Below are 21559 nucleotides of genomic sequence, written 5' to 3' on the forward strand. Positions count from 1 at the left end.
CGGCGCGCCGGAAACCCGGGCGTCAGTGGTCCTCGGCCGCCTGTTCGACCAAGGGGATGATGCGCAGTGGCACCGGGTTCTCCATGACGATCGCCGTGGAGGCCCGGACGATCCCATCGAACCCGACGACCCGGTCGATCACCCGTTGCAGATCAGCGTTCGAGCGCGCCACCAGCCGGCACAGCATGTCCCCGTGCCCGGTCGTGGTGTGCAGCTCCAGGACCTCCGGCACGGTGTCCAAATGGGCCCGCACATCGGCCCCTTGGCCCTGCTTGATCTCCAGTGTGGCGAAGGCCGTCACCGGGTATCCGAGGGCCGCCGGATCCACCTGCGGACCGAATCCGCGGATGACTCCATTCGACTGAAGCCGGTCCAGCCGGGCCTGCACCGTGCCCCGCGCCACCCCGAGCCGGCGGGAGGCCTCCAGCACCCCGATCCGCGGCTCGCGGGCGAACAGGACGATGAGCCGGCCGTCGAGGGAGTCGATTCCCATGGGCACCTTCCTGGTGGTCATACTGCACAGATATTCCAGCCGGGTGCCCGCTGGACTGCGCAATGTGTACATTCGAACAACAAACTATTGCGCAGCTTGTGGATCGGCGGGAGCCTGCGCTCATGACTGAGTCTCTGGCGAACCTCGAAACCACCCCGCACACCGCGCGTGAGGCCGACCCCTTCCCGGTGAAGGGCATGGACGCCGTCGTCTTCGCCGTGGGCAACGCCAAGCAGGCCGCGCACTACTACTCCACCGCCTTCGGCATGAAGCTGGTCGCCTACTCCGGACCGGAGAACGGCACCCGCGAGACGGCCAGCTACGTCCTCACCAACGGCGCCGCCCGCTTCGTCCTGACCTCGGTCATCAAGCAGTCCACGGACCGCGGCCGGTTCCTCGCCGAGCACGTGGCCGCCCACGGCGACGGGGTCGTCGACCTCGCCATCGAGGTCCCGGACGCCCGCGCCGCCTACGCCTACGCCGTGGAGCACGGCGCCCGCGGCCTGGACGAGCCGTACGAGGTCAAGGACGAGCACGGCACCGTCGTGCTCGCCGCCATCGCCACCTACGGCGAGACCCGCCACACCCTGGTCGAGCGCCGCGACTACACCGGCCCCTACCTGCCGGGCTACGTGGCCGCCAACCCGATCGTCGAGCCCCCGGCCAAGCGCACCTTCCAGGCCATCGACCACTGCGTCGGCAACGTCGAGCTCGGCAGGATGAACGACTGGGTCGCCTTCTACAACAACGTCATGGGCTTCACCAACATGAAGGAGTTCGTCGGCGACGACATCGCCACCGAGTACTCGGCGCTGATGTCCAAGGTGGTCGCCGACGGCACCCTGAAGGTCAAGTTCCCGATCAACGAGCCGGCGATCGCGAAGAAGAAGTCGCAGATCGACGAGTACCTGGAGTTCTACGGCGGCGCCGGCGTCCAGCACATCGCCCTCGCCACCAACGACATCGTCGCCACCGTCCGCGCCATGCGCGCCGCCGGCGTCTCCTTCCTCGACACCCCCGACTCGTACTACGACACCCTCGGCGAGTGGGCCGGCGAGACCCGGGTGCCCGTCGAGACCCTCCGCGAGCTGAAGATCCTCGTCGACCGCGACGAGGACGGCTACCTGCTCCAGATCTTCACCAAGCCGGTCCAGGACAAGCCGACCGTCTTCTTCGAGATGATCGAGCGCCACGGCTCCATGGGCTTCGGCAAGGGCAACTTCAAGGCCCTGTTCGAGGCCATCGAGCGCGAGCAGGAGAAGCGCGGCAACCTCTAAACCCGGCCTCTGGCCACCCCGGGCCTCCCCGCCCCGAACGCCCCGCCGCGGCCCTCACCCGCGGCGGGGCCCCGCCCTGCCCGTGAGGACCCGCCGGGCGGACCGGACGCCGGAGGGGTGCGTCCGGTCCGCCCGCCGGTGCGGGCCGGGCACGCCCGCCGGATCAGCGCCCGGACTTCGGTTTCGGCTTCGCCGGGACGATGTACTGGCTCATGTCCGGGGCCACCCACTTCCCCCGCGGCAGCACGTTCTCCGGGCCGCCCGCCCCCGGCTGCCCCAGCGCCTCCAGCGCCTCCCGGGCCCGCGGCCCGCGCAGCGGCGAGAACCCCGGATTGGTGCGCAGCGCCTCCTGGAGGTGCCGGCGAGCCGCCGAGACCTCGCCCAGTGACCGCTCCATCTCCGCCCGGTGGTAGGCGAAGGCCGCGCTCCGCAGCCCCAGGTCCGTCGCCTTCTTCGCGTACTCCAGACCCGCCGAGGAATCCCCGGCCCGGTGCAGCGCCCAGCCCAGCGCGTCCGCGACCTGCACGCTCTTGTGCCGCTCCCACTCCGCCGTCAGCCGCCGCACCGCCGCCGCCGGATCCCCGTGGTCCGCCTCGTACAGGCCCAGCACCACCGGCTCCCGGACCCCGTTCGCCGTGCCCCGCGCGGCCAGCAGCCCCAGCAGGGTGTACGGGCCGTCCGCCGCCCGCGCCTCCTCCGTACGGCCCAGCGACTCCAGCAGCTCGCCCAGCTCCAGCGCCAGCTGCGGCACCCGGGACCGGCCCAGCGCCATCCGGTAGTCCCGGACCGCCTCCCCGTCCCGGCCCAGCGAGGCCAGCGACCGGGCCCGGCCGCCCAGCGCCCGCGCCTGCCCCGGATCCGTGCGCAGCGCCGCCTCGAACAGCCGCAGCGCCTCCGAGGACTCGCCCCGCTCCCAGGCCAGCTCGCCCAGCCGGGTCAGGCAGTACGCCTTCTCCGCCGGGGACTTCGCCGCCCCGGACGCCCTCTCCATCGAGACCGCCGCGTCCTCCCGCCAGCCCCGGTCCCGGTAGACCTGAGCGGCCCGCGCGTCGGCCGTCAGCCCCGGCCGCAGCTCCAGCAGCCGCTCCAGGGCCTGCTCGGCCGCCTTGTAGTCGCCCGTCCCGCCGTACGCGTCCACCAGCACCGGATAGGCCGTCCAGCGCCGCTTGGACTGCGCCCGGACCAGCTCGCCCCACTTCTTCCCGGTGGCGTAGTCGCCCCGGGCGTTGGCCAGCGCGCCCATCCCGGTCATCGCGTCGAAGTTGCCGCGCTCGGCGGGCCGCAGCTCCAGCGACCGCTTGAAGGCCTTCTCCGCCTTCGGGTACCAGTCCGCGTCCGAGGCGTGCCGGGCCTGCTCCAGATAGGCGGATCCCAGCACCGCCCAGGAACCGTGGTCCTCGGCGTGGCCGCGCAGCCACTTCTCCCGGTCGGCGATCAGCGCCGCCAGGTCCACCGAGGCGGCCGGCGCCCCCATCCCGACCGCCGAGGCGGCCCGCTCGGTGGGCCCCGGCGGCCGGGGGTCGTCGTCCACCCGGGCCGGGCGGATCACCAGGGCCCCGGCGATCAGGACCACGGCGATCGCCGCGCCCACAACGGTCTTGCGGCCGGTGAGGGTCACGGGCCGCGGCGGCTGGAATTCTGCATCCTGACGTTCCACCCGCTCACTGTGCGTCAATATGAAGAGTTCGCCGCGGTGTCCGGACGGGGTCGCCGCACGGTTCACACCGATGGCCCCCGGTGCCACGCTGGCACCATGGACAGTCAGCTGCACACCCGGCTCGCCGCGGGACTCCCCCCGGAGGCCCTGCTCACCGACCCCGAGGTCACCGCCTCCTACGCCACCGACATGGCGAGCTTCTGCGCCGCCGGACGCCCCGCCGCCGTGGTCCTGCCCCGCACCGTGGACCAGGTGCGGCACGTGCTGCGCACCGCCACCGCCCTGCGGGTCCCGGTGGTCCCGCAGGGCGCCCGTACCGGTCTGTCCGGCGCCGCCAACGCCGTCGACGGCTGCATCGTGCTCTCCCTCCTGAAGATGGACCGGATCCTGGAGATCGACCCGGTCGACCGGATCGCGGTGGTCGAACCCGGCGTGGTCAACGCCGCCCTCTCCCGGGCCGTGGCCGAGCACGGCCTGTCCTACCCGCCCGACCCGTCCAGCTGGGAGCAGTGCACCATCGGCGGGAACATCGGCACCGCCTCCGGCGGACTGTGCTGCGTGAAGTACGGGGTCACCGCCGAGTACGTGCTCGGTCTGGACGTGGTGCTGGCGGACGGCCGGCTGCTCCGCACCGGCCGCCGGACCGCCAAGGGGGTCGCCGGATACGACCTCACCCGGCTGTTCGTGGGCTCCGAAGGCACCCTCGGAGTGGTCGTCGGGGCCGTCCTGGCCCTGCGCCCGGCCCCGCCCCGGCAACTGGCGCTGGCCGCCGAGTTCCCCTCGGTGGCGGCGGCCTGCGCGGCGGTCTGCGCCGTGATGGAGAGCGGGCTCACGCCCTCCCTGCTGGAGCTGATGGACCGCACCACGGTCCGCGCCGTCAACGCGCTGGGCCGGATGGGCCTGCCGGAGACCACCGAGGCCCTGCTGCTGGCCGCCTTCGACACCCCGGACGCGCCGGCCGACCTGGCGGCCGTGGGGGAGCTGTGCGCGGCGGCCGGGGCCACCGCGGTGGTGCCCGCCGAGGACGAGGCGGAATCGGAACTGCTGCTCCAGGCCCGGCGGATGTCGCTGACCGCCCTGGAGGCACTGCGCCCGGCCACCATGGTCGAGGACGTGTGCGTGCCCCGGACCCGGCTGGCCGAGATGCTGGACGGCACCGCTGCCGTCGCCGCGAGGTACGCGCTCACCATCGGGGTCTGCGCGCACGCCGGGGACGGCAACACCCACCCGGTGGTGTGCTTCGACCCGGCGGACGAGGACGAGACCCGGCGGGCCCGGGAGTCCTTCGACGAGATCATGGCCCTCGGGCTGGAACTGGGCGGCACGATCACCGGTGAGCACGGGGTCGGGGTGCTGAAGAAGGAGTGGCTGGCCCGTGAACTGGGCCCGGTGGGCCTGGAGGCGCAGCGGGCGGTCAAGCTGGCCTTCGACCCGCTGGGCCTGCTGAACCCCGGCAAGGTGTTCTGAGCTCCGGCGCCCCGGGGAGCCGCGGGGCTCACAGGTCGGCGTCCCCGGACTCGTCCGAGGGCCAGGGGTCGCGCAGCCACAGGTCGTCCGCCGGAGTGGGGGCCAGCAGCTCGGCCAAGGCGTCGTCCAGCCCCAGCCGCTCGGCCTCGCCGCCGGGGGGCACCGCGTGCAGGGTGCGCTCCAGCCAGGCCGACACGGCGGCGGCCGGGGCCTCCAGCAGGGCGTCGCCGTCCGGGGAGCTGAGCGCCATGCAGAGCACCACCCGGCCGTCGATCTTGGTGGGCCAGATCCGGACGTCCCCGTGGCCGCAGGGCCGGAACACCCCCTCCACCAGCAGCTCGCGGGCGAAGGTCCAGTTCACCGGGGCGCTGGAGCCGGCGTGGAAGGTGATGTGCACGGCGTAGGGGTCGGCGGACCGGTACGCCAGCCGGGCGGGGACGGAGACGCTGCGCTCGGGGGACAGGACCAGCTTGAGTTCCAGCTCGCGTTCGATGACCGGGTAGTGCATGGCGGTGACCCTCTCGTTCGGTGCGGGGCCCGGTGCCTTCCGGCCCCGCGCTGGGAGAGAGCGGGCTGCGGGCCGGTCATGACGCGGGTTTCGGGCACCGATCAGAGAATGGCCGGAATTCGCCATGATGGCCGGAAGTGATCGATGAGGACGGTTATGGGACGTCCTTGTCCGTAAACGGGTGCGGAGTTCGCCCGAAGGCTTGGATTCCCCCGTTACCGGACCTGAGGGCCCGGGGTTCTTGGCTATGGTCCTCCCTTGCGCAAGTCCCCTTGCACAAGCCAAGCCTCAAGCCACGATCGGAGTTGGGGACATTGACGGCCTCCCCAGGCGACGGCGAGAACGCGGCCCGCGAGGGCTACTACCCCGATCCGTCCATCCCCGGGTTCGTCCGCTACTGGAACGGCTCCGCCTGGGTACCGGGCACCAGCCGCCCGGCCACCGCGGAGGACCGCCGGGCGGACCGGCCGGCCGCCGCGCCGTCCGCCACGCCCCGGGTGGCCCCGATGTCCCCGGCGGCCCCGGCCGAGGAGACCGGACCGGTCTTCCTGGACGAGACGGGGGCACTCGACCCGGTCCCGAGGACCCGCCCCGAACCCCCGTCCCCCCGGCCCCGCCCCGAACCCCCGGCCTGGCAGGCCGACCCGGCCCAGCAGTACGGCTTCGGCGGCCCCCGCGACGAACTGGTCTCCTGGGGCTCCCCGACACCGGACGCCGCCCCGGCCGACCGGTGGCCCGCACCCGGCGCGGAAGCGGCGGACGGCGGCCGGGCCGCGTCCGGGGCGGACGGGCTGTGGCCCGCGCCCGGCGGGGCGGCGGTGGGCGGCGGCGGCCGGGCCCCGTCCGGCGGCGGCTCCGCGCCGGAGGACCGCTGGCCCGCCCCCGTGGGCGGTGCCGATACGGATGGGCGCTGGCCCGCGCCCGGCGGGCAGTCGGGGAACGGCGGCCGGGCCGCCTCCGACGGCGGCCCGGCGCCGGAGGAACGCTGGCCCGCGCCCCGCGGGGAAGCGGCGGACGGTGGCGGGGCTCCGGCGGGCGGTGGCTCCGCGCCCGACGGGCCGTGGCCCGCGCCCCGCGGGGAGGCGCTGCCGGCGGCGGGTGCGGCCCTTCCGGGGCCGGGGCTGCCGGCGGCCCGGACCCGGGTCGCCGCCCCGGCTGCCGCCCCCGTACAGGCCGCCGCCACGGCTCCCGCGTCGGCCGCCGCGCACGCCCCCGCCGCCTCCGCGGGGATCCTGTCGACCCCTTCCCCGGCCGCCGCCGCCCCGGCCCGGGTGTCCCCGCCCGCTGCCCCGGGCGCCCACGGCCCGGCCGGGGTGCCGGCCGGCGCCGGTGCGGCCGTTCCGGCCCCGGCAACCGAAGCCCCCGCCGGGGCCGCCGGGCCCGCGGCGCGGGTCGGGCGGTCCGCGGCAGAGCATCGGGCGCTGTTCGAGCGGATGGCCGAGCGGGCCTCCCGGCCCGCCGGGCTGGGGCGTCGGCTGACGGCCCGGCTGCTGGACTCCGTGCCGCTCGCCGCGGCCGGCGCGGCCGCCGCCTGGCCCTCCGTACCCGCGGTGACCGAGCACCTCCGGGCCAAGGTGGACGCCGCCGCGCAGACCGGGAACGGCGAGCCCGTGACCGTATGGCTGCTGGATTCCACCACCGCCGGCCATCTGGCCGTGGTGGCCGGCGCGGTGCTGGTCTTCGGGGTGTTCTACGAGGTGCTGCCGACGGCCCGCTGGGGCCGTACCCCGGGCAAGAAGCTGCTCGGCATCCGGGTCGCGGCCGTGGCCACCGGCCGCCCGCCGTCCTTCGGCGCGGCCCTGCGCCGCTGGCTGGTCTACGGGACGCTCGGGCTGCCCGCCGCCCTCTGGTGCCTGGTCGACCGCCCGCGCCGGCAGGGCTGGCACGACAAGGCGGCCCGCACCGCCGTGGTCCGCTGACGGGCCGTCCCGGACAGCCACCCCCCCCGTACCCCATCCCCGTACAGCCCACCCCCGTACCTCGTCCCCCGAACGGACCGTCTCCCGTTGCGAGGGTGAACGGCCCGGGTTCGACTCGGGCCATGAGCACCGATCAGCCGCCGCCGGGCCAGCCGCCCGAGGACGACCCGTTCCTCAAGAAGCCCCAGGAACCGACGCCTCCGTCGGGCGGTTCGCCGTACGGTGCACCGCCCCCCGGTGGCCCCCCGCCGCCCGCGGGCGGCGGTTTCCCGCCTCCGCCGCCCGGTGGTGGCGGCTATCCGCCCCCGCCGCCCCCCTACGGCGGTGGCGGTGACCCCTACGGCGGTGCCGGAGGCGGCCCGGGCGGCTACGGCATGCCCGATCCGCTGGCCGGGATGCCGCCGCTGGCCGACTTCGGCAGGCGGCTGGCCGCCCGTATCCTCGACGCGCTGATCGTCACGGTGCCGCTGTTCCTGATCCAGCTGCCCTTCAACTCCAAGCGCTACACGGTGGAGACGAACGACGGCGAGGACGTCACCGAGATCATCACCCGCTCCTACAACGGCAGCGGGCTGATCTGGACGCTGATCGGGATCATCGCCTACGTCGGCTACGACTGGTTCTTCACGAAGAAGAACGGGCAGACGCTCGGCAAGAAGCTGCTGAAGCTCCGGGTGGCCATGCTCAACGACGGCAGCGTGCCGCAGTCGGGCCCGGCGCTGTCCCGGGCCGCGGTGCTCTGGATCCCGACCCTGCTGTGCTGCTTCTGCCTGTGGCCGCTGGCGCTGGTGATCTCGATGCTCGTGGACAAGCCCTACAAGCAGGGCCTGCACGACAAGGTCGCCAAGACGGTGGTGGTCACCGCGAGTTAGCCGAGTAGGTCAGGTTCCACGAGTGCCGGTCGACCCGCTCCCTAGTGGTGCACCGGCAGTTCGGCAGCGGCCGCCCGAGGCTCAGGCACCCGGGCGGCCGCAGTCGTGTGCGCGCCGGCCGCGGCCCGGCGCCGCTTCGGCATGGGGGCGGTGAGCGCGACCAGCAGCCCGAGGACCAGCGCGGCGACGGCGATGACGGCCACCCCCGGTCCGGCGCTGGTCTGCGAGAGCAGCAGCATGGCGACCGTGGAGACGATCACGGTGGCGGACCCGTAGACGAGCTGTGCGGCAGTCGGACGCGGCATGGCGGTATCCGTCCTCATGGCGGAGTGACTCTCAGACGGTGGATTCCCGGGCGGTACCGATGGTAAGCGTGGCCTCACCAGGGGTGCCGGTGCACAGGGGGCGCACGGAGTCACGCTCCGTCGGCAGACCCGTCCGTTACTCGCCGGTAACTTGATGAAAGCCACCGAATGTCCGAATAGCGGAACTGACTGACCGCATAGTGCAGTTGACCGGGCCAAGTCAAGGTCTGTCTTTTCTTGAGTGTCTCCGGTCAAATGGCGTCACTTGAGACGCGTGCCGCGCGGAACCCCCCACCCTTTGGCGACGTTCCGTCCGTTTCAGGCAGCGGCCGCGGGAGGGGAACGACATCAAGTGACCAGCAATTCCACCCGAGGACGTGTCATGCGCGCGACCGCCGTGGCCGTGACCATGGCTGCCACCGCAGCGACCGCCCTCGCCTTCACCAGCAGCGCCCAGGCCGAGACCAAGGGCCCCGCGGCCCCGGTCCAGGCTCCGGCCGCCGACCACCAGGACCCGGCCGGCCAGTCCAAGGCGCACGTCGAGCACGACCTCGAAGGCCCGTTCAGCAAGCAGCAGGAGCAGGCCCGCAAGGCCGCCCTGGAGCAGGTGCTCTCCGGGAAGAAGAAGTCCGAGCAGCGCGGCGCCTCCAAGGTCGTCAAGCTCGACGACAAGAAGTACGTCGAGCTGGGCCGGGAGAAGACCGACAAGATCTTCACCATCCTGGTCGAGTTCGGTGACCAGGTGGACAACACCACCACCTTCGACCCGGACGGTCCCGACGGCCCGAAGCCGCCGGTGGTCAAGTACGGCGGCACCCCCGGTCCGCTGCACAACAAGATCGCCAAGCCGGACCGCACCAAGGACAACAGCACCGCCTGGCAGAAGGACTTCAACCGCCAGCACTTCCAGGACCTCTACTTTGCCACCGGCAAGGGCAAGGACTCCCTGAAGACGTACTACGAGAAGACCTCCTCGGGCCGCTACTCGGTCGAGGGTGAGGTCGCCGACTGGGTCAAGGTCCCGTACAACGAGGCCCGTTACGGCTCCAACTACTGCGGCAACAGCAACTGCGCCAACGTGTGGGACACCGTCCGCGACGGTGTGACCGCCTGGGCCGCGGCGCAGAAGAAGGCCGGCAAGACCGACGCGCAGATCAAGGCGCAGCTGGCCAAGTACGACCTCTGGGACCGTTACGACTTCGACGGCGACGGAAACTTCAACGAGCCCGACGGCTACATCGACCACTTCCAGATCGTCCACGCGGGCGAGGACGAGTCGGCCGGCGGCGGCGCCGAGGGCACCAACGCCCTGTGGGCGCACCGCTGGTACGCCTACGGCACCAACGCCGGCAAGACCGGCCCGGCCAACAACAAGGCCGGCGGCACCGAGATCGGCACCTCCGGCATCTGGGTCGGCGACTACACCATGCAGCCCGAGAACGGCGGCCTCGGTGTCTTCGCCCACGAGTACGGCCACGACCTGGGCCTGCCCGACCTCTACGACACCACCGGTGGCGGCGAGAACTCGGTCGGCTTCTGGTCGCTGATGTCGGCCGGTTCCTGGCTCGGCAAGGGCAAGGACTCCATAGGCGACCTGCCCGGCGACATGACCGCCTGGGACAAGCTGCAGCTCGGCTGGCTGAACTACGACAAGGCCAAGGCCGCGACGAAGTCCACCCACACCCTGGGCGTGTCGGCGTACAACACCAAGGACAAGCAGGCGCTGGTCGTCGAGCTGCCCAAGAAGAAGGTCACCACCGACGTGGTGGCTCCGGCCGAGGGCTCCACCCAGTGGTGGAGCAACATGGGTGACGACCTCAAGAACACCCTGACCCGGTCCGTGGACCTGACCGGCAAGAAGTCCGCCGCGCTGTCCCTCAAGGGCTGGTGGGACATCGAGAAGGACTACGACTACCTCTACACCGAGGTGTCCACCGACGGCGGGGCCAACTGGACCGCGCTCGCCGGCACCGCCAACGGCAAGGCCATCCCGGTCGACGCCGCGGGCTCCCCGTCGCTGACCGACGTCTCCGGCGGCTGGCAGAACCTGAACTACCCGCTGGACGCCTACGCCGGCAAGAAGTTCGACCTCCGCTTCCGCTACCAGACGGACGGCGGCGCGGGCGGCAAGGGCTTCACCGGTGACGCGATCACCCTGACCGCCGACGGCGCCACCCTCTTCACCGACGGTGCGGAGAACGGCGACAACGGCTGGACCGGCAAGGGCTTCTCCCGGATCGGCGCGGGCTTCACCAAGGAGTACGCGCAGTACTACCTCGCGGAGAACCGCCGCTACGTGTCGTACGACAAGACCCTCCAGGTCGGCCCGTACAACTTCGGATTCGGCAACACCCGCCCGGACTGGGTCGAGCACTACCCCTACCAGGACGGTCTGCTGATCTGGCAGTGGGACACCTCCCAGAAGGACAACAACACCAGCGTCCACCCGGGCCAGGGCCTGATCCTGCCGATCGACGCGAACGCCAAGCCCATGAAGTGGGCCGACGGCACCCTGCTGCGGAACAAGATCCAGCCGTACGACGCGACCTTCAGCGCCTACTCGACGGACGCGTTCACCCTGCACAAGAACGGCGAGTCGCTCTTCGTCAAGCCGAAGCCGACGAACCTGGTCTTCGACGACCACAAGGGCAAGTACTACTACGACGAGAACCCGACCGGTTCGGTGAAGGTCACTGACACCAACACCAAGATCAAGATCCTGAAGGAGACCTACGACGGTCTCCAGATGACGGTCGAGGTCGGTCCCTCCACCAAGTAGTCGGTAAACCCGCAGGTCAGAGCATGATCGGCCGTCGCCCTCTAGCGGGCGGCGGCCGATCGCGTTTAGATGCCGGTGCGAGTGTCGTATTGACACTCCGCTCCGATCGGACCGGATCGGGGCGAAGACCGGGACTGTACGGGGGAGCGCCACATGCCGGCCGGAGGATTCGTGAAGCTGCCGAACGGGAGCGTCGTCGTCGCCCTGACCCTGCCCAGACCGGGGGCCGGCCACGACGCCGGACCGTGCCCGGGACCCGTGCGGGTCCTCGTGCACGCCGCGAACCGGGCCCGCGCCCTGACCAGGCTGCGGAACCACGGGATGCGCGCCGTCTACCTGCGGGGGAACGCCCATCCGCCGACCCCGGACGAGATCACCGCGGTGCTGCACCATCCGGACGGGCTGCTCTGGCGGGCGGTGCCGGACGGGGCCGTGGAGCTCTGGCACCCGATCCGGGCCCTGCTGCGCGGGGCCTGACCCGAGCACCGACCGGCCGGGCGGGGGAGCGCCCCCGTGACCCCAGGGGCCCTTACGCGGCCTTTAGGCGGGCTCAGGGGCGTCCGCGGCCCCCGCGACCACCGGGACCCCGGTCAGCCGCACACCGGCCGCCCGGAGCTCCTCCAGGGCCCGCCGGGTGGTGTGCGCGGCCACCCCGGCGGTCAGGTCCAGCAGGACCCGGGTGGTGAAACCGGCGGCCGCCGCGTCCAGCGCGGTGGCCCGCACACAGTGGTCGGTGGCGATGCCGACCACGTCCACCTCGGTCACCTGGCGCTCGCGCAGCCAGTCGGCCAGCCCGCCGCCGTTCTCGTCGGCGCCCTCGAACCCGCTGTACGCGGCGGCGTAGGCGCCCTTGTCGAACACGGCCGAGACCGCGCCGGAGGCGACGGCGGGCGCGAAGTTCGGGTGGAACCCGACGCCCTCGGTGCCGGCCACGCAGTGCACCGGCCAGGAGGTCTCGTAGTCCGGCTCGGCCGGCGGCCGGGCGAAGTGTGGACCGGGGTCGACGTGGTGGTCGCGGGTGGCGACCACGTGCCGGTAGCCGGGGGTGGCCTGGCCTATCAGCTCGGTGATGGCGGCGGCGACGTCGGCGCCGCCGGCCACCGCGAGGCTGCCGCCCTCGCAGAAGTCGTTCTGGACGTCGACGACGATCAGTGCGCGGTGCATGGCGCGGTCCTTCGGCTCGGTGGCGGCTGGCTCTGACTTCCGGGTGCGGCTCCCTGCGGGGCCTCTTCCCCCGCCCCGGGGCGGCTACGCGTACTCGGTGGGGATCACCGCTTCGCCGCGGGAGAGCTGGGTGGCGGACAGCGGGAGGGCGGCGCGGGCGCCGCGGTGGCGGTCGCGGGCGGCCTCCAGGGGTTCGCGGGCCACCACCTCGCCGGCCTTCACCAGCTGGACCGCCAGCTGGTCGGCCGCGAGGGCGGCCGGCACTGGGCCGGTGCCGATGACCTCGGCCTCGGCGATGCCCTCCGCGTCCCGCCGGCGGGCCGCCCACTTGCGGCCGCCGATCGAGGTCTTGCCGCCGGAGGAACGCTTCGCCACCGGTGCCAGCGCGGCCTTCGGGTCCGCCGAGGTGGCGCGGGCGACCAGCTTGTAGACCATCGAGCAGGTCGGGTGCCCGCTGCCGGTGACCAGCTGGGTGCCCACCCCGTAGGCGTCGACCGGGGCCGCCGCCAGCGAGGCGATCGCGTACTCGTCCAGGTCGGAGGTGACGACGATCTTCGTGTCGGTGGCGCCCAGCTCGTCCAGCTGCTGGCGGACCCGGTGCGCGACCAGCAGCAGGTCCCCGGAGTCGATGCGGACCGCGCCGAGCTCCGGTCCGGCGATCTCCACCGCGGTGCGGACGGCCTCCGCCACGTCGTAGGTGTCCACCAGCAGGGTGGTCCCGCGGCCCAGCGAGGCCACCTGTGCGGTGAAGGCGTCCCGTTCGGTGTCGTGCACCAGGGTGAAGGCGTGCGCCGAGGTGCCCACGGTCGGGATCCCGTAGCGGAAGCCGGCCGCCAGGTCGGAGGTGGAGGCGAAGCCGCCCACGTACGCGGCGCGGGCGGCGGCCACCGCCGCCAGCTCGTGGGTGCGCCGGGCGCCCATCTCGATCAGCGGGCGGTCGCCGGCCGCCGAGGCCATCCGGGAGGCGGCGGCCGCGATCGCCGAGTCGTGGTTGAGGATGGACAGGATCACCGTCTCCAGCAGCACGCACTCGGCGAAGCTGCCCTCGACCCGGAGCACCGGGGAGCCGGGGAAGTAGACCTCGCCCTCCGGGTAGCCCCAGATGTCCCCGGAGAAGCGGTAGGAGGCGAGCCAGTCCAGGGTCCGCATGTCCACCACGGCCCGCTCCCGCAGGAACTCCAGCACCGGCGGGTCGAAGCGGAAGTTCTCCACCGCGTCCAGCACCCGGCCGGTGCCCGCGAGGACCCCGTAGCGCCGGCCCTCGGGCAGCCGCCGGGTGAAGACCTCGAAGACCGAGCGGCGGTCGGCGGTGCCGTTCGCCAGCGCGGCCTGCAGCATCGTCAGCTCGTAATGGTCCGTGAAGAGCGCTGTCGACGGCACGTCCACCGGCAGGCCCAAGTCCGCAGGGTTCATGTCAGGGATGCTAGCGCACATCTCGTCAGAGTGACGAAATCTAAGGCCGTTTGTGCGACGGGCCGGTCGCAGTGGCAGCATGGGACGAGTGAGTGTTGCTCCCATTGAGATCGAACGCACCCAATCCGCCGAAGAGGCCTCCGCCGTCCCCGAACCGGACGTCCCCTGGGTGACCCTGGTGCACAACGACCCGGTCAACCTCATGAGCTACGTGACGTACGTGTTCCAGGCGTACTTCGGCTACTCCAAGGACGTGGCGAACAAACTGATGCTGGACGTCCACCACAAGGGGCGGGCGGTCGTGTCCAGCGGCACCCGCGAGGAAATGGAGCGCGACGTGCAGGCCATGCACGGCTACGGCCTGTGGGCGACCCTCTCCCAGGACCGCGACTGATGGGCGGCACCTTCGCCCCGCTGCGCGACGGCGGCGCCGCCGTCGCCCTGGACGGGATCGAGATCTCGATCCTGCGCTCGCTGGCCGTGCAGCTGCTGGAGCTGATCGGCCCCGGCGAACCCGAACCGGCACCCGACGCCGACCCGCTCGCCGCGCTGTTCACCGACGGCCCCACCGAGCCCCCCTCCGATCCGGCGCTGGCCCGGCTCTTCCCCGACGCCTACGGCGGCCCGCCGGCCACCGGCGCGGACCCCGACCCGGCCCCCGGTGCCGCCGCACGGGTGGATCCGGCCGAGCTCAAGGCCCGGTCGGCGGAGTTCCGCCGGTTCACCGAGAACGACCTGCGGACCCGCAAGCGGGAGGACGCCCTCGCCGTGGTCCGCAGCCTGGACGGGCTCGGCGCGACCGGGGAGGGCGGGGCCGTACTGGAGCTCACCGGGGAGCTCCCGCTGCGCTGGCTGGGCGCCCTGAACGACCTCCGGCTGACCATCGCCTCCCGGCTGGAACTCACCGAGGACGACGAGAGCGCCCTGCTCCTGCGGCTGCCGGACGAGGATCCGCGCAAGCCGATGGTGATGGCGTACCTCTGGCTGGGCGGGCTCCAGGAGACCCTCATCGAGACCCTCTGAGCCGGCCCCCGGGAGCCCGCTCCCGGCCCGGCCGGTTCGCTCAGCGGACCCTCAAATCCGGATAACGATCAGATCACCACGTTGTGGTGATCTGATCTGTATCAGGACCTTTGTCCCCTTCTTCCCGTGCCCTGCGTCACACTCCACGGCCCCGGCGGCCCATAAGCCCGTGATAAATCTTCACGACCGCCGCCGGGACGCCACCCCTGTCCCCACGGCGCCGCTTGAACCGGCAGACCGCCGGCGTGCAACTCCAATCCGTATCCGGGGGGATCGAGGACCCGATCCGCAGCCACTGCACTGGCGCGGACCGGCGTGGAGAAAGGCGCACCAAACATGACCTCTGTGCAGGTCGAGACGAACGACCGCCCGTCCGGCGAAGACGCTCCGGGCGAGGGCTACCACCGCACCCTCGGCGCCCGCCAGATCCAGATGATCGCGATCGGCGGAGCCATCGGCACCGGGCTCTTCCTGGGCGCGGGCAAGGCCATCTCCAAGGCCGGCCCCAGCCTGATCCTGGCCTACGCCATCGCGGGCCTGGTCATCTTCTTCATCATGCGGGCCCTGGGCGAACTGCTCATGTACCGGCCCGTCGCGGGCTCCTTCTCGGACTACGCCCGCGAGTTCATCGGCCCCTTCGCGGGCTTCGTCACCGGCTGGACCTACTGGCTGTTCTGGGTGGTCACCGGCATCACCGAGGTCACCGCGGCCGCCCAGTACATGGCCTACTGGACCGGGGACGACTTCCCCCAATGGGCCTACGCGCTGATCTTCACGGTCATCCTCTACGGCGCGAACCTGATCTCCGTGAAGCTCTTCGGCGAGCTGGAGTTCTGGTTCTCCATGGTCAAGGTCACGGCCATCGTCGGCATGATCCTGATCTGCGCCGGCATCCTCACCATCGGCTTCTCCGACGCCGGTGACACCGCGACCGTCTCCAACCTGTGGAACGACGGCGGCTTCTTCCCCAAGGGCATCGGCGGCACGCTGATGACCCTCCAGATCGTGATGTTCGCCTTCCTCGCGGTCGAGCTGGTCGGTGTCACCGCCGGCGAGTCCAAGGACCCGGAGAAGACCCTCCCCAAGGCCATCAACACCGTGCCGTGGCGCATCGCCGTCTTCTACGTCGGCGCGCTGATCATGATCCTGTCGGTCGTCCCCTGGAGCCACTTCCAGCCGGGCGTCTCGCCCTTCGTGGCCGCCTTCGAGCGGATGGGCCTGGGCGTCGGCGCCGCCATCGTCAACTTCGTGGTGCTCACCGCCGCCCTGTCCTCCTGCAACTCGGGCATGTACTCCACCGGCCGGATGCTCCGCGACCTGGCGCTGAACGGCCAGGGCCCGAAGTTCTTCACCCGGCTCACCCGCAACGGCACCCCGCTGGTCGGCACCACCTTCTCGGCGGCGCTGATGCTGGTCGGCGTCTGGATCAACTACGTGGCCCCCGGCAAGGCCTTCGACTACGTGGTCTCCTTCGCCACCATCTCCGGCATGTGGGCCTGGATCATGATCCTGGTCTGCCAGCTCCGCTACCGGGCCAAGGCCGACCGCGGCGAACTCCCCGCCTCCTCGTTCCGGGCCCCCGGAGCACCCTGGACCAGCTGGTTCGCGCTGCTGTTCATCGGCATGGTCATCGTGATGATGGGCGCCGACAAGGACGCCCGGGTCTCGCTCTACTGCGCCCCGCTGTGGGGTCTGGCGCTGGCCGCCGGCTACTACCTCTGGGTCCGCAGGAGCAGCACCCCCGAGGTGCCGGCCAAGGCCGACCGCCCCGTCTGACACTGGTCCCGCACGGGTCCTGTCCACCATTCGGGCCCTCCCGTACCGCTCCTCGGTACGGGAGGGCCCGTCTGCTTATCCTGTCGCTCATGCTGACCCTCACCCAGGCCCTGTACGACCGGATCGTGGCGCACGCCCGCGAGGACCACCCGGACGAGGCGTGCGGAGTGGTGGCGGGCCCGGCGGGCACCGGCCGCCCCGAGCGGTTCATCCCGATGCTCAACGCGGCCCGGTCGCCCACGTTCTACGAGTTCGACTCCAAGGACCTGCTGAAGCTGTACCGGGAGATGGACGACCGGGACGAGGAACCCGTCATCGTCTACCACTCGCACACCGCCACCGAGGCCTACCCCTCGCGCACCGACCTCACCTACGCCAACGAGCCCGGCGCCCACTACGTCCTGGTGTCCACGGCGGACACGGACGGCCTGGGCGAGTTCCAGTTCCGCTCGTACCGGATCGTGGACGGGGTCGTCACCGAGGAAGAAGTGCAGGTCGTGGCGGGCTACTAGCACCCACCGGTCCAGCATTCGAACGGTTTTCGTCCAGCATCCGATACGTCACTCCATTCGGGTGACCGGGAATCGTTACGATGCCCGCATGGTTTCCCACGACGTGAGCACCGATACGCCCGGCAGGCAGCTGCTGCTCGTGGCGCGGCTGCACGTCGACCTGTGCCGCCTCGCCAGCGCGATCTGTCCCGCTGCCGCCTGAACCGCTGCACCACCGAGCACCACCAGCCCCACGCACCACAGCCCCACCCGCGCGGGGGCCGACAGCGCGCGCCCGCCCCTACGTGACGATTCAGGAGCCTGCCATGGCCATCGAGGTCCGCATCCCCACCATCCTCCGCACCTACACCGACGGCGAGAAGGCCGTCAACGGCGAGGGCACCACCCTGGCCGAGCTGTTCTCGGACCTGGAGACCCGCCACCAGGGCATCGAGGAGCGCATCGTGGACCAGGCGGCCGGCGGCCAGCTGCGCCGCTTCGTCAACGTCTACCTCAACGACGAGGACGTCCGCTTCCTCGACGGCATCTCCACCGCCCTCAAGGACGGCGACAGCGTCACCATCCTCCCGGCCGTGGCCGGCGGCTCCAAGTAATGCGCTACGACTCCCCGCTGGCCGCGGTCGGCAACACCCCGCTGGTCCGGCTGCCCCGGCTCTCGCCCTCGGACTCGGTCCGGATCTGGGCGAAGCTGGAGGACCGCAACCCGACCGGCTCGATCAAGGACCGCCCCGCGCTCCACATGGTCGAGCAGGCGGAGAAGGACGGCCGGCTGTATCCGGGCTGCACCATCCTGGAGCCGACCTCGGGCAACACGGGCATCTCCCTCGCCATGGCGGCCAAGCTCAAGGGCTACCGGATCGTGTGCGTGATGCCGGAGAACACGTCGCAGGAGCGCCGTGACCTCCTCGCCATGTGGGGAGCCGAGATCATCCCGTCGCCGGCCGCCGGCGGCTCCAACACCGCCGTCCGGGTCGCCAAGGAACTGGCCGAGCAGAACCCGTCCTGGGTGATGCTCTACCAGTACGGCAACCCGGACAACGCGGGCGCCCACTACGCCGGCACCGGCCCGGAGATCCTGGCAGACCTGCCCTCGATCACCCACTTCGTGGCGGGTCTGGGCACCACCGGAACCCTGATGGGCGTCGGCCGCTACCTCCGCGAGAACAAGCCGGACGTGAAGATCGTCGCCGCCGAACCGCGCTACGACGACCTGGTCTACGGCCTGCGCAACCTGGACGAGGGCTTCGTCCCGGAGCTCTACGACGCCTCGGTGCTGACCACCCGCTTCTCGGTCGGCTCGGCGGACGCGGTCACCCGCACCCGGGAACTCCTCCAGCAGGAGGGCATCTTCGCCGGGGTCTCCACCGGCGCCGCCCTGCACGCGGCCATCGGCATGGGCCGCAAGGCGGTGGCGGCGGGGGAGAGCGCCGACATCGTGTTCGTGGTCGCCGACGGCGGCTGGAAGTACCTCTCGACCGGGGTCTACACGGCCGCCACCACCGAAGAGGCCATCGAGGTCCTCCAGGGCCAGCTCTGGGCCTGACCGGCCGGGGCCCACGACCGGTCCCACGAAAGGTCCCACGACCGGGAACGACGAACGGGTGACCCCCGGCGGTGCCGCACCGCCGGGGGTCACCCGTTCGGCCCACACCGCTCGCCGTGCCCGCCGCCCTCCCGCACGCTCGGAACCGACCGGTTCCCCGCAGCAGGAAGGTGGCGCCATGACCACCACACCGGGCAGTACGCCTCCCAGCGCGCCGACCCCTCCGAGGTCCTCGCCGCAGTACCCGGACGCCTCCTCGGCCTGGGCCGCGGGCGGCACCATGTTCGCGGGCGTCCTGCTGATCGTGGACGGGGTCTTCGGCATCTTCGAGGGCATCGCCGCGATCGCCAAGGACGACGTCTACCAGCGCATCGGCGACTACACCTTCAAGTTCGACCTCACCACCTGGGGCTGGATCCACCTGATCATCGGCGTGATCGCGCTGATCGTCGGCATCGGCATCCTCAAGGGCGCCGAGTGGGGCCGGGTCGCCGGTATCTTCCTGGCCTCCCTGTCGATCATCCTGCACTTCCTGTGGCTTCCCTACCAGCCCCTCTGGTCGCTGATCGCGATCGCCATCGGCGTCTTCGTCGTCTGGGCCCTGTGCACCGACCACCCGGACCGGTACACGGCCAAGCGGTGAGGGCCGAGCGGTGAGGCGGCGGCCGCCCGTCGGGACCGGCAACGAGCACCGGTCCCGCAGGCTCCGCAGCCACGCGGCCGCCCTGACGGCCGTCCTGGGCGGCGCCGCCCTCGGCTGGGCCCTGCCCCGGTGGGAAGGACACCTTCCCGCCGGGGCGGGGCTCGACTTCGATGCCGGCACCGCCCAGGCCACCCTGGCCGCCATCGCCGCCAGCATGATCACCCTGGCCGGGTTCGTGGTCACCGCGATCACCCTGGTGGTGCAGACGATCCAGTCGCTGTCCCCCCGACTCGTGGGCGCACTCGGCCACCTCGGCCAGTACCTCCTGGTCTTCGGCCTGCTGGTGGGCACCGCCCTCTACGCCCTGGTGGCGCTCAGCGGCATCGACAGCGACCGGCCCGCCCCGCGGGCCACCGTCACCTTCGCCATCGTGCTGGTCCTCGCGGCCACCGTCGCCGTGGTCTACCTGCTCTCCGCCCTGCGCAGCGCGGTCACCCCCGGCGGCCTCTCCCGCGCCGTCGCCGACCGGCTCCGCGAGGTGGCGGACCGCGTCTACCCGCCGGCCACGACGACCCCGGAGGGCGGGGCGGTCCCCTGGGACCCCGAGGACCCGGCCGGGCAGGTGGTGGCACTTCCGGTGCGGTACGAGGGGGTGCCCGCGGTCGTCCGGTCGGTCGACGAGAAGCGCCTGGTGCGGCTCGCCGCCGAGCACGGGCTGCGGATCGAGCTGCACGCCGTGGTCGGCGACTTCGTCTCCGAGGACCAGCCGATCGCCACCCTCACCGCCCCCGCCGGCTCCGGACCGCCGCCCGACCGGCTGACCGGGCGGGTGGCCGGCTGTCTCCGCTTCGGCCCCGCCCGCACCCTGGAGCAGGACCCGGCCTTCGGCCTGCGGCTGCTCGCCGACATCGGGATCCGGGCCCTCTCCCCGGCCGTCAACGACCCGACCACCTCGGTGCAGACCCTGGACCAGATCACCGACGTCCTGGCCAGGATCGCCACCCGCCCGCTGGGCCCGGTCGAGATCACCGACCGGCAGGGCGTCCCCCGGGTCCTCAGCCCGGCCCCCCGCTGGGAGGACCTCCTCGCCCTGGGCCTGGACGAGACCCTCCTCTACGGGGCCGGCCACCCCCAGGTGGTCCGCCGGCTGCACGCCGCGCTCGACACGCTGACGGCGGCGGTCCCGCCGGACCGCACCGCCCCCGTGGAGGAGCGGCGCAGGGCCCTGGCCCGGCTCGCCGGAGCCCGGTTCGAGGACCCCCTCTACCGCGCCCTCACCACACCCCCCGACCGCCAGGGCCTCGGCGGCCCACCCCGCCCCCCGGCGACCGCCTAGCCGGCGGCCGCCAGCAGCTCCGCCAGGACCCCGGCATGGCTGTGCTCCGGTTCCCGGACCGCCGTCAGCAGGGTCACCGGCCCGGCCGCGGCCAGGGCCCGCAGACGCGCCAGCGCGGCCGCCGCCTCCGGTCCGGCGGCCGTCAGCTCGGCCTCGTACCGGTCCCGGAACTCCGCCGCGGACCCGGCCCCCGAGTGGTACCACCTGCGCAGCTCGGTGGACGGGGTCAGCACCTTCGGCCACTCGTCCACCCCGGCCGCCGCCTTCGCCAGCCCGCGCGGCCACAGCCGGTCCACCAGGACCCGTACCCCGTCGGCCGCCGGGTCCGGCGGCTCGTACACCCGTCGCAGCCGGATCATCGCCCGCCACCCAGTCCCTTCACCTCGTCCCACAGGGTGGGGTCCAGCTCGCCCACCCGCCGCCGGAACGCCCACACCGACACCTCGACGGGCCGGTCCGCCTCCAGGAACCCGCGCCGTCCGTGCACGTCGCCCGCGGTCCCCGGCGGCAGCGCGATCACCCCGGGGCGCCCGTCGTGGTACTTGGAGGTGATCCGGGCGATCCGCGCCCGGTGCGCCCGCACCGACAGCACCAGGGCGGCCAGATCCCCCTCCAGCCGCCAGATCTCCCCGGGCCGGGGGCGCGGTTCGGGACCCGGTCCGTGCGGGGACCGGGCGGGCGGCGGGGGAGCGGGGCTCCGCCCGGCGACCAGGACGACGAGCACCACGGCCACCGCGGCGACGACCGCCGGCCACCACGAGGTGTCCATGCATCGACCGTAACCGCGCCCGCACCACCCGGCACGGCAACCGGCACGGCAACCGGGAGCGGTTCGTCGCTCCCCCGGGTGACAGCACAGGTGAGTTACCGCA

General features: G+C 72.4%; 23 protein-coding genes. 15 read left to right on the plus strand and 8 right to left on the minus strand.

Annotation, left to right across the window (positions count from 1 at the left end; genetic code table 11):
• Window positions 1-22: 22 nt before the first annotated feature.
• A complete protein-coding gene (locus tag ACZ50K_RS27085; RefSeq protein ID WP_468907852.1) occupies window positions 23-493 on the minus strand; it encodes an Lrp/AsnC family transcriptional regulator in 471 nt (156 codons plus the stop codon).
• A gap of 122 nt (window positions 494-615) precedes the next feature.
• Here ACZ50K_RS27085 and hppD point away from each other — a divergent pair, with 122 nt between their 5' ends.
• Window positions 616-1770, plus strand: a complete 1155-nt coding sequence (gene hppD / locus ACZ50K_RS27090; RefSeq protein ID WP_468907691.1) for a 4-hydroxyphenylpyruvate dioxygenase — start codon at window positions 616-618, stop codon at window positions 1768-1770.
• Window positions 1771-1933: 163 nt separating this feature from the next.
• On the opposite strand, the gene ACZ50K_RS27095 is transcribed toward hppD, so the two are convergent.
• Window positions 1934-3427, minus strand: a complete 1494-nt coding sequence (locus ACZ50K_RS27095; protein WP_468907693.1) for a tetratricopeptide repeat protein — start codon at window positions 3425-3427, stop codon at window positions 1934-1936.
• 96 nt (window positions 3428-3523) lie between these two features.
• Between ACZ50K_RS27095 and ACZ50K_RS27100 the strand changes: the two genes are divergently transcribed.
• Window positions 3524-4894, plus strand: coding sequence for an FAD-binding oxidoreductase (locus ACZ50K_RS27100; protein WP_468907695.1), 1371 nt, complete (start codon window positions 3524-3526; stop codon window positions 4892-4894).
• Between the two features lie 28 nt (window positions 4895-4922).
• Here ACZ50K_RS27100 and ACZ50K_RS27105 read toward each other — a convergent pair whose 3' ends face one another.
• Window positions 4923-5402, minus strand: coding sequence for an SsgA family sporulation/cell division regulator (locus ACZ50K_RS27105; RefSeq protein WP_468907697.1), 480 nt, complete (start codon window positions 5400-5402; stop codon window positions 4923-4925).
• Window positions 5403-5716: 314 nt separating this feature from the next.
• On the opposite strand from ACZ50K_RS27105, the gene ACZ50K_RS27110 reads away from it, so the two are divergent.
• Together ACZ50K_RS27110 and ACZ50K_RS27115 are read left to right on the plus strand one after the other, a co-directional pair.
• A complete protein-coding gene (locus tag ACZ50K_RS27110) occupies window positions 5717-7321 on the plus strand; it encodes an RDD family protein (RefSeq protein ID WP_468907699.1) in 1605 nt (534 codons plus the stop codon).
• A 122-nt stretch (window positions 7322-7443) separates the two neighbouring features.
• Complete coding sequence (locus ACZ50K_RS27115; RefSeq protein ID WP_468907701.1) at window positions 7444-8193, plus strand: RDD family protein; 750 nt, start codon at window positions 7444-7446, stop codon at window positions 8191-8193.
• Between the two features lie 41 nt (window positions 8194-8234).
• On the opposite strand, the gene ACZ50K_RS27120 is transcribed toward ACZ50K_RS27115, so the two are convergent.
• Entirely contained in the window at window positions 8235-8498 is a 264-nt protein-coding gene (locus ACZ50K_RS27120) for a hypothetical protein (RefSeq protein WP_468907703.1), read from the minus strand.
• Window positions 8499-8907: 409 nt separating this feature from the next.
• On the opposite strand from ACZ50K_RS27120, the gene ACZ50K_RS27125 reads away from it, so the two are divergent.
• Both ACZ50K_RS27125 and ACZ50K_RS27130 read left to right on the plus strand, forming a co-directional pair.
• A complete protein-coding gene (locus ACZ50K_RS27125; protein WP_468907853.1) occupies window positions 8908-11277 on the plus strand; it encodes an immune inhibitor A domain-containing protein in 2370 nt (789 codons plus the stop codon).
• A gap of 153 nt (window positions 11278-11430) precedes the next feature.
• Window positions 11431-11754 carry a hypothetical protein gene (locus ACZ50K_RS27130; protein WP_468907705.1) on the plus strand — a complete coding sequence of 108 codons (324 nt, stop codon included), beginning with the start codon at window positions 11431-11433 and terminating at the stop codon, window positions 11752-11754.
• Window positions 11755-11817: 63 nt separating this feature from the next.
• On the opposite strand, the gene ACZ50K_RS27135 is transcribed toward ACZ50K_RS27130, so the two are convergent.
• Both ACZ50K_RS27135 and ACZ50K_RS27140 read right to left on the minus strand, forming a co-directional pair.
• The gene (locus ACZ50K_RS27135; protein WP_468907707.1) at window positions 11818-12441 is read right to left on the minus strand and encodes an isochorismatase family protein; all 624 of its coding nucleotides are present in this window, start codon (window positions 12439-12441) and stop codon (window positions 11818-11820) included.
• 84 nt (window positions 12442-12525) lie between these two features.
• Entirely contained in the window at window positions 12526-13854 is a 1329-nt protein-coding gene (locus ACZ50K_RS27140) for a nicotinate phosphoribosyltransferase (RefSeq protein WP_468907709.1), read from the minus strand.
• A gap of 79 nt (window positions 13855-13933) precedes the next feature.
• Between ACZ50K_RS27140 and clpS the strand changes: the two genes are divergently transcribed.
• From clpS to ACZ50K_RS27185, 9 genes are all read left to right on the plus strand, one after another.
• On the plus strand, window positions 13934-14248 hold the full coding sequence (clpS, locus tag ACZ50K_RS27145) for an ATP-dependent Clp protease adapter ClpS (protein ID WP_468907711.1): 315 nt from the start codon (window positions 13934-13936) through the stop codon (window positions 14246-14248).
• Window positions 14248-14877, plus strand: coding sequence for a DUF2017 domain-containing protein (locus tag ACZ50K_RS27150; protein WP_468907712.1), 630 nt, complete (start codon window positions 14248-14250; stop codon window positions 14875-14877). Before clpS ends, ACZ50K_RS27150 begins: the two co-directional genes overlap by 1 nt.
• 336 nt (window positions 14878-15213) lie before the next feature.
• Window positions 15214-16653 (plus strand): amino acid permease, encoded by a 1440-nt coding sequence (locus ACZ50K_RS27155; protein WP_468907714.1) that lies wholly within the window; start codon window positions 15214-15216, stop codon window positions 16651-16653.
• An 89-nt stretch (window positions 16654-16742) separates the two neighbouring features.
• Window positions 16743-17165 carry a M67 family metallopeptidase gene (locus ACZ50K_RS27160; RefSeq protein ID WP_468907716.1) on the plus strand — a complete coding sequence of 141 codons (423 nt, stop codon included), beginning with the start codon at window positions 16743-16745 and terminating at the stop codon, window positions 17163-17165.
• Between the two features lie 88 nt (window positions 17166-17253).
• The gene (locus ACZ50K_RS27165) at window positions 17254-17367 is read left to right on the plus strand and encodes a putative leader peptide (RefSeq protein WP_468907717.1); all 114 of its coding nucleotides are present in this window, start codon (window positions 17254-17256) and stop codon (window positions 17365-17367) included.
• A 103-nt stretch (window positions 17368-17470) separates the two neighbouring features.
• Window positions 17471-17758: a MoaD/ThiS family protein gene (locus tag ACZ50K_RS27170; protein WP_468907718.1), complete on the plus strand. Its 288-nt coding sequence runs from the start codon at window positions 17471-17473 to the stop codon at window positions 17756-17758.
• Window positions 17758-18708, plus strand: a complete 951-nt coding sequence (locus ACZ50K_RS27175; RefSeq protein ID WP_468907720.1) for a PLP-dependent cysteine synthase family protein — start codon at window positions 17758-17760, stop codon at window positions 18706-18708. Before ACZ50K_RS27170 ends, ACZ50K_RS27175 begins: the two co-directional genes overlap by 1 nt.
• 178 nt (window positions 18709-18886) lie before the next feature.
• Complete coding sequence (locus ACZ50K_RS27180; RefSeq protein ID WP_468907721.1) at window positions 18887-19351, plus strand: DUF7144 family membrane protein; 465 nt, start codon at window positions 18887-18889, stop codon at window positions 19349-19351.
• 10 nt (window positions 19352-19361) lie between these two features.
• On the plus strand, window positions 19362-20687 hold the full coding sequence (locus tag ACZ50K_RS27185; RefSeq protein WP_468907723.1) for a DUF2254 domain-containing protein: 1326 nt from the start codon (window positions 19362-19364) through the stop codon (window positions 20685-20687).
• Here the strand turns inward: ACZ50K_RS27185 and ACZ50K_RS27190 are convergent.
• Both ACZ50K_RS27190 and ACZ50K_RS27195 read right to left on the minus strand, forming a co-directional pair.
• Window positions 20684-21046 carry a DUF488 domain-containing protein gene (locus ACZ50K_RS27190; protein ID WP_468907725.1) on the minus strand — a complete coding sequence of 121 codons (363 nt, stop codon included), beginning with the start codon at window positions 21044-21046 and terminating at the stop codon, window positions 20684-20686. The two genes, ACZ50K_RS27185 and ACZ50K_RS27190, sit on opposite strands and share 4 nt — an antisense overlap.
• Window positions 21043-21456 (minus strand): hypothetical protein, encoded by a 414-nt coding sequence (locus ACZ50K_RS27195; RefSeq protein WP_468907726.1) that lies wholly within the window; start codon window positions 21454-21456, stop codon window positions 21043-21045. Before ACZ50K_RS27195 ends, ACZ50K_RS27190 begins: the two co-directional genes overlap by 4 nt.
• Between the last annotated feature and the right edge of the window lie 103 nt (window positions 21457-21559).

Source organism: Streptomyces sp. NPDC033845 (assembly GCF_055576225.1).

Coding starts and splice junctions, on each gene's coding strand:
- ACZ50K_RS27170 (WP_468907718.1), top strand. CDS start 17,471: ATGGCCATCGAGGTCCGCATCCCCACCATCCTCCGCACCTACACCGAC.
- ACZ50K_RS27190 (WP_468907725.1), bottom strand. CDS start 21,046: ATGATCCGGCTGCGACGGGTGTACGAGCCGCCGGACCCGGCGGCCGAC.
- ACZ50K_RS27120 (WP_468907703.1), bottom strand. CDS start 8,498: ATGCCGCGTCCGACTGCCGCACAGCTCGTCTACGGGTCCGCCACCGTG.
- ACZ50K_RS27180 (WP_468907721.1), top strand. CDS start 18,887: ATGACCACCACACCGGGCAGTACGCCTCCCAGCGCGCCGACCCCTCCG.
- ACZ50K_RS27175 (WP_468907720.1), top strand. CDS start 17,758: ATGCGCTACGACTCCCCGCTGGCCGCGGTCGGCAACACCCCGCTGGTC.
- ACZ50K_RS27150 (WP_468907712.1), top strand. CDS start 14,248: ATGGGCGGCACCTTCGCCCCGCTGCGCGACGGCGGCGCCGCCGTCGCC.
- hppD (WP_468907691.1), top strand. CDS start 616: ATGACTGAGTCTCTGGCGAACCTCGAAACCACCCCGCACACCGCGCGT.
- ACZ50K_RS27085 (WP_468907852.1), bottom strand. CDS start 493: ATGGGAATCGACTCCCTCGACGGCCGGCTCATCGTCCTGTTCGCCCGC.
- clpS (WP_468907711.1), top strand. CDS start 13,934: ATGGGACGAGTGAGTGTTGCTCCCATTGAGATCGAACGCACCCAATCC.
- ACZ50K_RS27160 (WP_468907716.1), top strand. CDS start 16,743: ATGCTGACCCTCACCCAGGCCCTGTACGACCGGATCGTGGCGCACGCC.
- ACZ50K_RS27155 (WP_468907714.1), top strand. CDS start 15,214: ATGACCTCTGTGCAGGTCGAGACGAACGACCGCCCGTCCGGCGAAGAC.
- ACZ50K_RS27195 (WP_468907726.1), bottom strand. CDS start 21,456: ATGGACACCTCGTGGTGGCCGGCGGTCGTCGCCGCGGTGGCCGTGGTG.
- ACZ50K_RS27135 (WP_468907707.1), bottom strand. CDS start 12,441: ATGCACCGCGCACTGATCGTCGTCGACGTCCAGAACGACTTCTGCGAG.
- ACZ50K_RS27115 (WP_468907701.1), top strand. CDS start 7,444: ATGAGCACCGATCAGCCGCCGCCGGGCCAGCCGCCCGAGGACGACCCG.
- ACZ50K_RS27100 (WP_468907695.1), top strand. CDS start 3,524: ATGGACAGTCAGCTGCACACCCGGCTCGCCGCGGGACTCCCCCCGGAG.
- ACZ50K_RS27165 (WP_468907717.1), top strand. CDS start 17,254: ATGGTTTCCCACGACGTGAGCACCGATACGCCCGGCAGGCAGCTGCTG.
- ACZ50K_RS27130 (WP_468907705.1), top strand. CDS start 11,431: ATGCCGGCCGGAGGATTCGTGAAGCTGCCGAACGGGAGCGTCGTCGTC.
- ACZ50K_RS27105 (WP_468907697.1), bottom strand. CDS start 5,402: ATGCACTACCCGGTCATCGAACGCGAGCTGGAACTCAAGCTGGTCCTG.
- ACZ50K_RS27125 (WP_468907853.1), top strand. CDS start 8,908: ATGGCTGCCACCGCAGCGACCGCCCTCGCCTTCACCAGCAGCGCCCAG.
- ACZ50K_RS27140 (WP_468907709.1), bottom strand. CDS start 13,854: ATGAACCCTGCGGACTTGGGCCTGCCGGTGGACGTGCCGTCGACAGCG.